General features: G+C 65.4%; 10 protein-coding genes and 2 pseudogenes. 5 read left to right on the forward strand and 7 right to left on the reverse strand.

Going from position 1 to position 14,090, the window contains the following annotated elements; genetic code table 11:
• Window positions 1-66 precede the first annotated feature (66 nt).
• From B0T44_RS18745 to B0T44_RS18765, 5 genes are read right to left on the reverse strand one after another with little or no spacing between them, the layout of a single operon-like run.
• Window positions 67-858: a hypothetical protein gene (locus B0T44_RS18745; RefSeq protein WP_077116732.1), complete on the reverse strand. Its 792-nt coding sequence runs from the start codon at window positions 856-858 to the stop codon at window positions 67-69.
• A complete protein-coding gene (locus B0T44_RS18750) occupies window positions 859-2,988 on the reverse strand; it encodes a hydantoinase B/oxoprolinase family protein (RefSeq protein ID WP_081512293.1) in 2,130 nt (709 codons plus the stop codon).
• Window positions 2,985-5,117, reverse strand: coding sequence for a hydantoinase/oxoprolinase family protein (locus B0T44_RS18755; protein WP_077116734.1), 2,133 nt, complete (start codon window positions 5,115-5,117; stop codon window positions 2,985-2,987). The genes B0T44_RS18750 and B0T44_RS18755 overlap by 4 nt, the downstream gene beginning before the upstream one ends.
• Window positions 5,117-5,473, reverse strand: a complete 357-nt coding sequence (locus B0T44_RS18760; protein ID WP_077116735.1) for an acetone carboxylase subunit gamma — start codon at window positions 5,471-5,473, stop codon at window positions 5,117-5,119. Before B0T44_RS18760 ends, B0T44_RS18755 begins: the two co-directional genes overlap by 1 nt.
• A gap of 3 nt (window positions 5,474-5,476) precedes the next feature.
• Complete coding sequence (locus tag B0T44_RS18765; RefSeq protein ID WP_077116736.1) at window positions 5,477-7,330, reverse strand: hydantoinase/oxoprolinase family protein; 1,854 nt, start codon at window positions 7,328-7,330, stop codon at window positions 5,477-5,479.
• A 198-nt stretch (window positions 7,331-7,528) separates the two neighbouring features.
• On the opposite strand from B0T44_RS18765, the gene B0T44_RS18770 reads away from it, so the two are divergent.
• The 3 genes and pseudogenes from B0T44_RS18770 to B0T44_RS28125 all read left to right on the forward strand — a co-directional run.
• Window positions 7,529-8,803 carry a PucR family transcriptional regulator gene (locus B0T44_RS18770; RefSeq protein WP_077116737.1) on the forward strand — a complete coding sequence of 425 codons (1,275 nt, stop codon included), beginning with the start codon at window positions 7,529-7,531 and terminating at the stop codon, window positions 8,801-8,803.
• 202 nt (window positions 8,804-9,005) lie between these two features.
• A complete protein-coding gene (locus B0T44_RS18775) occupies window positions 9,006-9,959 on the forward strand; it encodes an AraC family transcriptional regulator (RefSeq protein ID WP_081512297.1) in 954 nt (317 codons plus the stop codon).
• Between the two features lie 128 nt (window positions 9,960-10,087).
• Window positions 10,088-10,324 (forward strand): annotated as a pseudogene (locus B0T44_RS28125) (transposase); the annotation flags it as partial.
• 95 nt (window positions 10,325-10,419) lie between these two features.
• On the opposite strand, the gene B0T44_RS18785 reads toward B0T44_RS28125, so the two are convergent.
• Complete coding sequence (locus B0T44_RS18785) at window positions 10,420-11,331, reverse strand: NAD(P)/FAD-dependent oxidoreductase (RefSeq protein ID WP_139347802.1); 912 nt, start codon at window positions 11,329-11,331, stop codon at window positions 10,420-10,422.
• A gap of 106 nt (window positions 11,332-11,437) precedes the next feature.
• On the opposite strand from B0T44_RS18785, the gene B0T44_RS18790 reads away from it, so the two are divergent.
• Entirely contained in the window at window positions 11,438-11,941 is a 504-nt protein-coding gene (locus tag B0T44_RS18790) for a MarR family winged helix-turn-helix transcriptional regulator (protein ID WP_077116738.1), read from the forward strand.
• A 112-nt stretch (window positions 11,942-12,053) separates the two neighbouring features.
• Here B0T44_RS18790 and B0T44_RS18795 read toward each other — a convergent pair whose 3' ends face one another.
• Window positions 12,054-13,523, reverse strand: a complete 1,470-nt coding sequence (locus B0T44_RS18795) for an aminotransferase class V-fold PLP-dependent enzyme (RefSeq protein WP_081512301.1) — start codon at window positions 13,521-13,523, stop codon at window positions 12,054-12,056.
• Window positions 13,524-13,846: 323 nt separating this feature from the next.
• Between B0T44_RS18795 and B0T44_RS26660 the strand changes: the two are divergent.
• A pseudogene (locus tag B0T44_RS26660) lies at window positions 13,847-13,957 on the forward strand (IS5/IS1182 family transposase); the annotation flags it as partial.
• Window positions 13,958-14,090: the final 133 nt, after the last annotated feature.

Below are 14,090 nucleotides of genomic sequence, written 5' to 3' on the forward strand. Positions count from 1 at the left end.
GTACCCGAACAGGCTCGCTGTGCCGCCGCCATGGCGGCGGCACAGCTCATCGGCGCATCGCACTCCTCAGCGCCCTCGTCGGCCTGCGGCACGCAACATGCCCATATCGCATTCTGCGGGTAGCGGGCCGTCACTCAGCAGCACCGGGGCCTGCCCGTCCGGCCCGGGCGGGATGTGGTGGCACTGCGACCACTGCTGCCACAATCCATCGAAGGACGCCACATCCCCTCCATCCCGGAAGCATTCCGGATCGAGCAGTGCCGCACCCACGCCGCGGCCGGGTAGAGCGTGCGCGTCATAGCCGGGATCGGTCATGCCCGCCCCGCCACACAGCACGCTCCGAACGCCCAGGGTGCGCATTTTCCGCACCAGCGGGATGTGCGCCTCGTACACTCCGTCGACCGCTGCCGCCCCGTCGGGTTCCCAGACCACGATTCGGGACGCACCTGCCCCGACATACTGTGAAACCAGTTCGGCGAGCACATCGCCGCAGTCGAGCAGGTCCGCAGCATCATCGGTCGATCTCCCCAGGGCTTGGACCATACCCACCGGGCCGGTGACCGACGCCGCCACCGTCCCGCCGGGGTACAACGCTGCCAGGATCCGAGTCAGTTCCACGTAGTCGCCGACGGGCGAGCCTGCGGCCAGCGCGATATCGATCAGGTCGATATCGGCACCGGCCGCCAGCACCGTGTCGGCTTCTACGCGGGGGTCGTAATGGGTCACCACCCAATCCGGCTGCACCAGCGCTACCGCGTCGCGCAGCCGGTATGCCTGCCGGACGGGATCGGCGCGAGAACCGGCCGCCACCCCGGCCATCCGGGCGGCCACCTCCTGCAACACCGGAGCGAAGAGCATTTATGCCTCACCCGCGCCGGCGTCGTCGCCCCACTCCCATGAGCCGAGGAAACCCAGGTGATCCGGTGGCGAGTCGGTTCGCCACGAGGCCACGAAGTCGTCATAGGGCCGGCCGCGGCGCAATCGTTCCGCGCGTTCGTCGTCCCTGGCGGCACAGGTGGCCTCGTGGTCGACCTTCATATGCTCGCTGTCCCACACCAGCCGATAGACCGAGGTGGCCACTTCCTGACTGATGAGACCGCGCCGCAGGTCCACCATCACCGACTCGGGATCCCGTTCGAGCGGGTCGCCGTAACCGCCGCCACCGCCGACACGCTGGATCCAGATATCACCTTCCAGGATCGGGTCCGCCGCCTGCATGGGATTGGTGACCATGTATTCGCCGGGAACCGGCTGGGTGGCAACGGTACTCGCTCCGTCATAGGTCAGGCCCTTACCGCCCTCGGCCAACCAGCGGAGAACCGTGTCCACGCCGCCTTCGGGACGGATCCTGGTCAATGGAGTGCATGGACCTCCGTAACCGCCGAACATGCCGCCGGTTACCGGGAATCGTCCGCCCATGCTTGCGATCCCGAAAGCGAACATCTGACTGCCGTACAACATGTAGGTCCATTCCACCGACGACCCGCCACGGAACTTGCCGAACCCGTGATTGTCCGGTGGTATGCGCCGCCACAGCCCGAGTACCGGCAGCTCCGCTTCCCGCAGTTCCATCTCGCCCCAGTCCGACACGGGGGCGAAGACGGGACCGGCGGCGTGCTCACCATCGCGATCACAGAGCGCTCCGCCGCCTGCGGCGTTCATCTCCGTCGAAACGTTCGCGGTCACCTGCATATGCTGGTTCAAGCCCCCGTACTGCAGGGTGGGAATCATCGCGTACCACGGCGCCATCGGCTTAGCTGTTCCCGGCGCCGCGAACATCGCTTTCGTCACCGCCTGGTGCAGGGCGGCGTTGAAGCTGAACATGGTGAGCAGCGACAGTGAACTCGGCTGTTCAGGACCTGCTGTCACGATGGACCCTGGCTCCAGCTCGAAATCCAGGGCAGCGATGAACCCGGCGGTACGCGGCAGGTCCCCGTACAGGAAGTTCATGAACAGGTTGCCCACCATGGCCCGGGTGAAATGCGCCTGGACGTTCAGCGCGCGGTCGATGGACGGGGCGCTGCCACCGGTGCGAACGGTGAGCCGGTCCCCACGCTTTTCCAGCTCCACGCACAGTTTGAACAACCGTTCTTCGATCAGAGTGCTGTCGCCGAAATGAACCCCGCGATATATACCGTCCGGCCAGGACGCGATACGCCGGCGCACCTCGGCCTCGGTGGTCTCGAGGACCGAGCGCATCGTCGCGATCAGCAACTCCGGCGAACGCTCGCCCATGAACTCGTGCATCCGGTGTTCCACGGTCCGCGCAGCCGCGAGCTTGGCGCGAATATCGGTGAGCCACAGCATCGGATCGCGGACCTGATTCTGGAACAGATTCACCACATCGCGGCGAACCACGTAGTTCTCGCCGATCTTCATGGGCGGAATACGAATACCTTCACCGTATGTGGTTGTCGCCCGCATACAGAGGCCGCCTTGGTCGATCGCGGCTCCGTTCTCGCCTTCGTGGATGATCGCACCGATCCACGCCACGTGCTCGCCCTCCCAGAACAGCGGGATCAGCAGAGTGTGGTCCGGATTGTGGGTGCCGCCGTAATTGGCGTCGTTGTGGTAGAAGACATCGCCTTCGGCGAGACCCACGGTCGGTTCATCGGCCCAGTAGCGCGCGATGAACTTCGGCACCGAGGAGGTGGTCGCCGAGAAGATGTTCACGCCACTGGAAGTGGCGATCGCGAAATCGCCCTCCTTGGTGTAGATCCCGATGATCAGATCACCCCATTTGGCCGCGGCCGACGCGCTGATCTGCTGGAGCATTTCCATCGATGATTCCAGCACGGCCTCGACCCTGCTGAGCCCGACCGCCAGATCGGTCGGATCGGAGATCGAGGCCAACGCCTCGTCTTCGCGCCGGGTTCGCGGACGCAGACGGTATTCCCCGGTGATCTCCAGGTCGGGACCGTACATCACCGGCTGATTGCTCAGCAGATCGGCGAGGAATTCCTCCGCACTCGCATCGGTCATGCTCATGAGCGGGCCTCCTGTCGCATCGTGAAGAATCCGTAGCTGTCCATTTCGCCCTGCCACCCCGGCTCGATCAGGATGCTCGTATCGGTGGCTTCGACGATCGCGGGCCCGGTCAGCCGGTGGCCCGGGCGCAGCGCCGCGTAGTCGTATATCTCGGTCTCCTGCGGCTGGTCGGCGCTGACCCACCAGCAGCTGCGGCTTCCCTTGTGGGCGACCTTCACAGGCTCGCTCGACACGGGGCGTTCCATCTGCCCTGGCGCCGGGCGCGGAATCCAGGCGCGTAAACGGATCGCATCGATCGAGATACCGATCTCCTTGGTCAACGCCAGATCGCCGAAGCGGTCACCGTATTCGTCGAAGTACGCCTTGATGATCTCGGCGAGATCACTACGAGTCTCCAGTCGACGTACCGGGCTGGCGATGGTGATGACATAGAGCTGGCCGGTGGAGCGCATATCGAGTTCGACGACGGTGTCGATGTCTTCGATCCCGAAGCCCTGCCCACCGAAATCCGAGACCGCTTCGGCGTGGAATTCGTCGACGATGGTGTTGAATTCGGCGAAGTTGTCGAACAGTTGCTTGGTCAGCGGGTTGAACAGCACCATCCACACCGACCGCTCGTAGATGTGCAACCGTTCGAGACCCGCCGCCCCGGAGGCGGAGAACACGGAGCTGTGCGCAGGCACCACCACCTCGTCGACGTCGAGCGCCCGGGCGTAGCCGCAGGCATGAAGAGGGCCGCCACCGCCGAAGGAGAAAACAGTGAATTCGCGGGGGTCGTATCCCTTGGCCGTGATGCCTTTGAAGATCTCTGCACCCATGGTCTCGTCGACCACCCTGCGGATCTGCCGCGCTGCCTCCGGTACCGAGATGCCCAATGGTTTAGCCACCCGTCGCTCGATCGCGCGTTCGGCACGCCGGATGTCGAGCGTCAGATTGCCGCCGTGGTAGTTGTCCGGGTCCAGATACCCGAGTACCAGGTTCGCATCGGTTACCGTCGGCTCGGTGCCACCCTGTCCGTAACAGGCCGGGCCCGGGTCCGATCCCGCCGACGCCGGGCCGACCGCGACACCGGAGATCGGATCCACTCGTGCGATCGAGCCGCCGCCGGCCCCGATCGCGGAGATATCCATCATCGGGATCTGCACCCGCCACCGGTCGATCACCGGGTTGAACTCGTAGAACCGGACCGACCCCTGCACCACGATCCCGACATCGAAAGAGGTCCCACCCATATCGGTGGTGACCACTTTGTCCAAGCCTCGGGCCTGGGCCAGATGCCGCGACCCGTAGAGGCCCGCCACCGGGCCCGCATGCACGGTCTGGATGGGTGTGGTGCCCGCGAGGCTACCCATACCGCCGCTGTTGTGCACCAGCAGCAGTTCACCCCGATAGCCGCGGCCACGCAGCTCGTCACGCAGTGAGGACAGCCGGTCGGCGGTGAAACGGTGCAGGTAGGCGTTGATGGTGGCGGTCATCGACCGCGCGTATTCGCCTGCACGCCCGGATACTTCGTGGGACAGGATCGTCGGGAACCGACCGAGGTAGGCGTTCGGATACTCCTCCTCGACGATGGCGCGCACCATTTGTTCGTGCGCTGCGTTGATGTGACTGTTGAGCAGACACACCACGAAACCTCGGACCCCTTGGTCGACGAGATCGAGCACCCTGTCACGAACCTCGTCGGGATCCAGTGGAATCACCACCCGGCCTGCGGCGTCCACTCGCTCGGTGAGTCCGGCGATCTGCTCGGGTTCGATCAGCGGCACCGGGCGTTGCGCTCGGGACAGGTCACGTGTCACGGTCGCGGGCAGGCCGTCTGCCCACTGCCTGCATCGGCCGATCGGAACAGTGTCCTCGTGCCCACGGGTGGTGAGCAGACCCAGCCGTGGTCCGCTCCGCTCGATCAGCGCATTGGTGCCCAGGGTGGTCGCGTAACGGATCGTCGTGGTCGTCTGTAGCAGCGTGTCGGTGTCCGAGCCCGTTTCCTCGGCGATATCGGCTATTGCGCGGAGGAAACCGATGGACAGATCGTGATGGGTGGTCAGAGCTTTCGCTGTCGTAACCCGACCGTCCGCCGCCGTGGCGAAACAGTCGGTGAACGTTCCTCCGATATCGACGTTGATCTCCATCAGCCGGCCCGCCCTTCCCTGTTGCTCTCGGCGCCGCTGCGCAAGGCATCGACGTCGACCTCGATATCGTGGGCCAACGGGTGCCCTGGCGGCAGGTACTCGGTCTCCATCTGGACCCCGCAGCCCGGGCAGTAGTACTCCACGATCCGGCACCATCCGGGATCGGGAGCAAAGCTGTGCTCACCGTCGAATCGGGCTGGGTAAATGGTCCGGGGATCACGGTCGTGCAGCAGCAATCCGCGTTTGTAGTTCTCGCGTGCCGAACCGATGACGTGGCCGCAGCGCACACAGTTCCACGTCTCGAGTTTCGGGTCCAGTTGCAGGTATTCGGTGATCCGAACAGCTTCGCTGCTCATCGGTCAGTTACTCCTTGTCGATGCGGTGAGCCGAAGGGTGCCGAGCTCGTCGGCCGTGATCGTCCAGTCGGGCGGCACGACGCAGGTGGTGTCGGGAGAGTCGACGAGTGCGGGACCGGCCAGTGTTTCCCCCGCCCGCAATCCCGCTCGCTCGATGACCTTGGTGTCCAGGTCCCCGTGGCCCGGCCATCGGATCGGCATCGAAGTACGGCCCGAGGCCGCAGCGGCATCCGGGGCAGCTGCACGACGGGCCAAATCCACATGTGGAAGTGTGTGTTTCGCTTCCACGGCGATCCAGTCCACACCGTCGCGTTCGAACCGATCGACCGTGAGCGCGACCTTGTCGGCAGCTATTCCTTCACCACGCATATCGCGCATAGCCCTGGCTGCGAGGGCTTCCTCGTCCGCCGCGCGGGCCGTGGCCTCGTGCCGGTAGTGGATATCCACCGTGGATGCGCCGAAGGCGGAGAACACAGGGGCGAACGGCAACACCAGCATGGTGCCGATACCCGCGGCGGATGCGATCGCCGCCCCGTGGGTGGCGCCGTTGCCGCCGAACCCGAGCGCGGTCACCGTGGCCGGATCGACTCCGCGTTCCCTCAACTCCGCTGCCAGCCTCTCACCCGCGTCGCGGTGCGCCGTCGCCGACACCTGCTCGGCGGCTTCGACCACGCTGACACCCAGCGCCTCGGCCAGAGGTTCGAACGCTCGCCTGGCGGCAGCCACGCTGATCTGCATGCTGCCGCCGAGGAACGCGTCCGGACGCAGCATCCCGAGAACGACATCAGCATCGGTGACGGTGGGCGCGTCACCACCGAAACCGAAACACGCGGGCCCCGGTCTGGCGCCGGCACTGTACGGGCCGACTCGCAGAACATCGCCGTCCAACCAGGCGATCGACCCGCCGCCGACACCGAGGGGAACCAGATCGGGCAGCGGAAACGCTATCTCGATCCCCTCCACCCGCCCGTGACGGAGCATCGGCACCTCGCCGTCGCGTACGATGCCGACGTCCAGACTGGTACCGCCCATATCGAGGGTCACCAGGTTCACCAGCCCGTAATGCCGGGCCACCTCCCGCGCGCCGAGCAGACCGGCCATCGGGCCGGAGTTGTACGTCTTACCCGCGACTGTCCTGGCGACTCGGGCCGCGCCGCCGTCGTTGTGCACGATACGTAACGGCCGACGGTAGCCCTGCTCACGGAGATAATCCTCGGCTCGATACAGGAAGTCGGCCACGTCGGGATGTACATAGGCGTTGAACAGCGCGGTCGCTTTACGCCGGTCCTGATCCGGATCGGCACAGACCTCGCCGGCGCGCAGCAGTGGCACCGAGTCCAGACAGTGTTTCGGGTAGTGCGCCGCAAACGTCTCGGCGAGGGCGGCTTCACCGCATCCGTCGCTCGCCCCGGCACCGTCGGAACAAGCCACCACCAATCCTCGCGCCCCCTGCCCGAGCAGCTCTCTGACCGCGGCCAGTGATTGCGTTCGCGCCTGGGCACTGCCGGTCGCCGGTACTGCTGTCACCATCTCCTGTTCGACAAAGAGGCCGACACCGCTGTCCGGGCTCGACGACACCGACCCGCTGTCGGTGAGCAGCCCGAGCCGGGGCCCACGGCGCTGTAGCACGGTATTCGTGCCGACCGTGGTGGCGTAGCGCACCGAGACGGTCTCGCGCAGCATGTCCGGCACCGTGATGCCCAACTCGTCGGCTGCGCCCTCGATGACCTCACGGAAACACACAGCAAGGTCATGAGGCGTGGTCAGCGTCTTGACCGTGTGCGCAACCTCGTTGCGCACGATGAAACCGTCTGTGAACGTTCCCCCGGTATCGATATCGATGGTGATGACCGCCATGTCTCTCCTCTCCGAGCGCACCGCGTCGGACCGTGTTGCGCGTCACATTCATGCTGGCGGCCGCAGTTGCAGCACTCAATGGGCTCAGCTGCCACCAACTGGTGGCGTCTGCGGACAACCCGCGAAGTGTGCGCGCCAGAAGAGATTCACTGCGGCAGACAGAATGTGCCGATATCAGGCCGCTACTACGGTCCGGGCATGGGTAGCGCAACGGCGACAACAGCCGGGCACTACGGCGAGGACACCGAATCAGCGCCTTCGTTGCACTGGTTCGCCCGCTGGCTCGGCGACGAACACGACCGAATACTGGACTCGCTGGTGGACAGGGTGGTGACCGCAGTCCCCGACCTGGCGGTGGCACATGACGATCCACGTACTCAGATGAGGAATGCCGTGCAGGTCCATCTGCGTGCTCTCACCGAATGTGTTGGACAGTCCCCGCACCCGGGCCCGGTGACCCTACCGGCATTCGTGGGCCGATACACCAGAGCGATGGCGCGACACGGCACGCCCCGACTATTGGTGCTGCTCCGCGCCTTCGAGGAGATCCACGCCGCACTGTGGCGGCTACTCGTCGTGGCATTGCGCGAGGGACGATATCAGCTCGCGCCTGCCGACCGGGCCGAGGTACTCGAACAGGTATCTGCCCATCTGTTCGCCTATTTCCAGACCGCGAGCACCGAGACGGCCGCTGCATATACAGCCGAGCGAGCATTGCTGGACCGGCGCGCGTCCGCACACCGGACACAGGTGGTCACCGGCGTACTGGCCGGCTCCGTGAGCCAGGCCGACGCCGAACGCGCCCTGGCCTACGCACTGAACACCACGCACATCGGTTATGTGGCGTGGGTAGATCAGCCCTGTGATCTGGACCGGCTGGACAGGGCGGTGACCGTGCTTGTCGAACAACTGCGCCCACGCCAGCACCTGAGTGTGCCGGTCAGCGACAACAGTGTGTTCGGCTGGGTCAGCAGCTGCGACGACCAGTGGTCCCGGCTCCTGCGCGCGAAGGCGCTGCCAGCGGGAATCCGTTGCGCGTGGGGTGCCCCTCATCCAGGGATGGGCGGGTTTCGGGCGACTCATCTGGACGCACTCGAGGCGCGCCGCGTCGGTGAGGCGACAGGTCTGGTCGGCGCGGGCGGTTCCGTGCTCTTCGACGATGTCGCGGTGGCGGCATTGGCCTCACACGATCTGGCTTCGGCCACCGCGTTCGTGCGCAGACAACTGGGCAGGCTGGCCGACGGCAGCGAATCGGCTGGCCGACTGCTCCAGACGTTGCATGTCTATCTCGACGAACTGGCCAGCCCCACCCGGACCGCGCGTCGCCTGCATGTGCACCCCAATACCGTCGTGAAGCGGGTGGAACGGATCGAAACGCTGCTCGGGCGGCGCATCGACCCAGCGAGTCTGTCGCTACGCGTGGCCGTGGAGCTGGCACCCATGTCCAACTCCACCGCCACGCGTGAACGATGACGTGGTCAGGTGCAGTCCACGAACCCACCATCGAGCGGAATGGCCGCTCCGATCGAGTAGGCACCCCGTCCCGCGACGCCGAGAATGCGCTGTGCCGTGATACCGGCACAGTAGCGATATATCGCGGATATGGCACTGAACGGCATCGGCTGAGCTAGGCTGGCACGGCAACGAAGGCCTGCGATACCAGAGGGAACGACCCGTGTCCGACACCGCGTTGCACACCGAGAAGACATCGATACTCGGGATGCCGGTGGAAGAGTCACGGGAAGAGTGGCATCGCCTGGCCAATACCTATCAATGCCAGATGCGCTGTGAGTTCCCCACCGAGCGGAAGATGACGGGCGCATTGGCCCGCACTCGAACGCCGACCAACCAGATCCTGACTTGGCAATCCCCATCGGTGCGCTATCGGAGATCCACACGTCATATCCGGCGCGACGAGATCGACTCCTACTTGCTGCTGGTGTGTACTACCGGCGCAGCCACCGTCGACCGGGACGCCGGCAGTATGAACGTGCGCCCTGGATCGGCAGGCCTGCTGAGCGCGGCGCAACCATTCGACGTCACACATTCCTCAGGCGCTGGGCTGGCGGTACTCACGATCGACCGGCGCAAGCTCGAGCACCGTATGGATCGACGCTTCGACACTGCCTCCCCGCTCGACCTGTCGACCGGTTTCGGTCTCGTGGTGCAGGAACTGTTGCACAGCATCCTCCGCGCCTGCGATGTTCTGTCGGCCAGTCAGTTCGATGCGGCAGTCGACCGCCTGATCGAACTGCTGTGCGTGCTGATCGGCGAGAGCACTACTACTGTCGGCGATCGCTTCGGTGAGATCGAAACCGCGATCCGGCGCTATGTTCGCGAGCACGCGCACGACCCCGAGCTCAACGCGGACGCCATTGCGGGGGCACTGGGCTGGTCGGTACGCCAGATTCAACTCGCGATGCAGCGAGCGGGAACCACGCCACGCGACTTGATCCGCGAGGAGCGGCTGGCACTCGCTCACGAGCGGTTGATCAGTCCTTCCTATCGCGACACGAGCATCACCGACCTCGCGTACCGGTGCGGTTTCGTCTCGGCCGGCAGCTTCAGCACAGCGTTTCGGCAACGTTTCGGAGTCACACCACGAGACCTACGCAAAACCTACTTCTGATTCGGTTCGCCTGTTCCTCGCTCACGCCGCATGCCATGGGCAGCGGGATCTGCGGACCACCTCTGCGATCGGGCCTGCCGCTGCTGGACGGGATCAACGTGGCACGTGCCGGACTGGGTCGGCTACGCATGCCGCCGGAGGTGGCGGTCGCGGACAAGGGCTACTCCCATCCCTCGACACGGGCCGCGCTGCGGCGACGGCGGGGCCGGTTCGTCAGTCCCGAACGCGATGATCAGACCGCTCACCGCGCCGCGAAAGGCTCGGCCGGTGGCCGGCCACCGACGTTCGACCCCGCCGTCTACAAGCAACGCAACATGGTCGAACGCTGCTTCAACCGGCTCGAACAGTTCCGTGGCCTGGCCACCTGGCTACCCGTTACGTCAAGCGTGCCGCCTACTGCCAGGCAGAACTCACCATCACCGCGATCGTGCTCTGGTTGCCATGAACTACAGGACAGGCCCTAGGCGAGCGAACTCTGGATGTCTTGTTCGAGCAGATAGTGGTTCACAGCCACCGCAGCTCTGGATCCTGCGGCGGCGGCGTGGATCAACTGGGCGGGCGAGTCGACGACATTACCCGCCGCCCAGACACCGGGCACGCTGGTACGGCCGGTCGCGTCGACTGCAACCCAGCCATCGTCGCCTACCGCGCAACGCAGTCGGGTCAGCAGCTCGTCACGAGGGACGAAGCACGGCCCGACAAAGACCGCTGCCCGCGGAAAGACCTCTCCCGAGGCGAGTTCGACCCCGGACAGGTGGGCGTCGTGGACGACGATCCGTGCAACATCGCCCTCGACGACGCGTACGCCGCGGGCCTCCAGTCGACGATGTTCCTCGCCGGACAGGGCAATTTCCCGCGGAAAGAAGATGACGTCGTCGGACCATTGACGCACCAGAGCAGCCTGATGCACCGAGAAAGGTCTGTTCGCTCCTCCCAGAACGGCCAGCGGGGCGTCTCGCACCTCGTACCCGTGGCAGTACGGACAGTGGAGCACCCCTGTACCCCACTGTTCGCGGACTCCGGAAATCGCCGGTAGTTCGTCCCGCAGGCCCGTAGCGACCACAACGGCTCGCGCTTCGACGACGGCCCCTTCTTCGGGTTTTACCGCGAAGCCGCCATCGGTTTCTGCGATGTCCACGACTCGACCCGTCAGCAGTTGTGCGCCGTAACGGAGCACCTCCGCCCTAGCGATCGCCAGCAGCTGCTCAGGTGTGGTGCCGTCTCGGGTCAAGAAGCCATGCGTCGACTCGGCAGCCCCGTTCCGAGGACCACCGGCATCGATGACGACCACCCTGCGACATGATCGCGCCAAGACCAGTGCTGCGCTGAGGCCTGCTGTGCCCCCGCCGACTACCACGACGTCGTCAATCACGAATGTCCCCTTTGTTCGATCTCCGGCCCGTTCCGCACGACTGTGTAACCGTCCGGGTAGGCTCAGAACGTACCGGATTGTTTACTAGTTAACAAAAGGGGCGGCGATGGCCGAGCGGTCACTGCGAGAACGGACGTACGAACTCTGGCGTCTCCGAAATCCTCACCTCGATACCTCCGCCATGGTGGTGGTGGGCCAGATCAAGCGCATTTCCGCGCTGCTCGACCGCGCAGTAGAAGACATCTATTCCGATGCCGGCGTCAGCGCCGCCGAGGTGGGGCTACTGGTGCCACTCCGGTACGCCGACCCGCCGCTCACCGCGATTCGACTCGCGGAACACCTCGGGATGTCCCGGGCCGGCGTCGGCAAAACACTCGCCAAGCTCGAGCGCCGGGGACTCGTTGTGCGCGCGCAGAATCCGGCGGATCGCCGGTCGGCCCTGATCACCCTCACGCCGAGGGGAATCGATGTGATCGACGAAGTCTTCCCGCGCGAACTCGAGGCTCACGCTCGACTCTTGAAGGATCTGAGCAAGGACCGAGCGACGGTCCTGCACAGCTTGGACCGCCTCGCCGTGAGCCTCGAAGTCCACGGCAACAGTCGGACCTGACGGCCGGTACGTACCTGCGACGCAACAGCGCCCGAACGCCTCAGGACCGGAACCGGCCCCGCACACTGCCGAGGAGCGGACAAGACGGTGAGCCACCTGCGTGCATATCGTCTCAGCAGCGTTCCCGGGGCTGCAGTCCCTCCACAGTCGCGGGCCGATTGCGGTAAGCGCTCTCGGCGAACCGGAGGAATGTCTCCACATCAGCGATATTGGAGACCAGTCCGAAGGAAACCCGGATGGCGCCGCCGCTGGGCAGCCCCAGCGCCGAGACATATTCTTCGACAGTGGCCAGTCGTTTCCGGAACAGGCGGCGCAGGACCGGCAATTCGATCCCGAAGGCGCCCTCCCCCGCCCCTGGATTGCAGAAACAGCCGGTACGCAGGGAAATACCCACCGCCGCCGATTCCGTCGCCACCAGACGCTCGTCCACTACGACTCCGTCCGGATCGAGGAAGTTGAACGCGACCGTACCGCCACGACGTGTGGCGTCCGGGGGGCCGTAGATACGGACCATGGGGGCGCCGTTGTCGTGGGTCAGCGACTGCAGCCGGTCCAGCAGCCACCCGGTGAGGCAGGCTACGCGGCGGTGGACCACCTCGAGGCCGATATCGCGCAACCAGCCGATACCGAAGGTCACGTCGGGGATGGACAGGAAGTTCGGCGTCCCGTCCTCGAAAGCGGTTTCGTCGTCGGTCATGACGTGCCAGTCCCCCTGGAGGCTCACGGCCGCGATGGTGCCGCCGGCGAACCACGGCCTGCGCAGCCTCGCCAACGCATCCCTACGCGCGACCAGACAGCCGACGCCGGTCGGGTAGCCGAAGAGCTTATACCAGCTGATCGGGATGAAATCCGGTTGCACGATGCGCAGGTCGAGTTCGTTGGTGGGCAGATACGCGGCCGCGTCGAGAAGCACGTCGTAGCCGTTTTCGTGGGCAACCCGTACCCATTCCAGCGGATGCTGGACACCAGTGAAATTGCTTTGCGCCGGATAGGCCAACAGCCCACGACGAGCGCGGTCCGGCCGGCCGACACCCAGATGGGGAGGCAACGCGGCGTGCACGGCACTGTCGGTGATGCGCAGTTCCGGTGTGTCGATCGGCAGATGCGCCACCTGCGCGCCGCGTGCCCTGGCGAACTCACGGATACCGATCACCGAGTTGTGATTGTCCGAGGACACGACGAAACGAGAGCCCCGGGCAAACGGATACGCCTCGCCGACAAGACGGCAGGCCGCACTGGCATTGGCGGTGAAAATCGCGCAGTACTCCTCGGGGTCGGCGTTCAGATGTGCCAGCACCGCTCGGCGCGCCTGCTCCACGACCTCCGTCGCGGCTTTGGATGTCGGGTTCTCCGAATGCGGATTACCGAAGCAGCGTTCGGTCAACCGATCCCGGTGCGCCCGAAGCTGCGCGGTCGCGGCGAGCCCGGCGCCGGCGTAGTCGAGGTACACCACACCGTCGTCGTCCAGGTACGCGTACTCCGTGCTCCGCAGTCGATCGAGGGCGACAGTGGACTCGTAACCGGGATAAGCGGCAAAGAATTCCTCCGGACCGGTAACCGACTGTTCGCGGGCTGTGTCCATACCGAACTCTCCTCTGCGGCAACATCTGTCGAGGACCTCGCACCGGCCCGGTGAGCGCAGTATCAGCATCGCGCACGTTTGCCGGATCGACCACCGTCCGCGTCGCCAGAGTTGGGAACGCCGCGCAACAGGACGGGTGAACGTGTCTCTGTACAGGCGGTTGCACAGGAGCGATCTGCCTCAGCCGGACATTGTGGCCCATGTACCAGCGAGGGATTGCACGCCGGGCTCACCGTGCGGCGCCGGCACCCGCAGACCGGACTGCTCATGCTGTCGCCGTACGTCGGAAGCGCTGTGCCGTACGGCTCATAGACGGCGATGCGAAGGGCTACGACTTCGATGTCCATCGCCGGTGGCTGCGTGCTCGCAGGATCGTGCCTCGGATCGCCCGCCGTGGGGTCGAAGATCGAGCGCACCATCGCATGGTTGAACGGGTACCCAGCGCGGCCCGGCCGCTCAACTCGCCACCGCTTCCTCGACGTGCAGTCGGCGGAAACGGCTGCCGTGGAATACCAGCGGCTCCACCTCACCGGCTGTCGCAAGCCGGTCGACACGCAGCAGCACGAC

Source organism: Nocardia donostiensis (assembly GCF_002081715.1).
GTDB classification, from domain to species: Bacteria; Actinomycetota; Actinomycetes; order Mycobacteriales; family Mycobacteriaceae; genus Nocardia; species Nocardia donostiensis.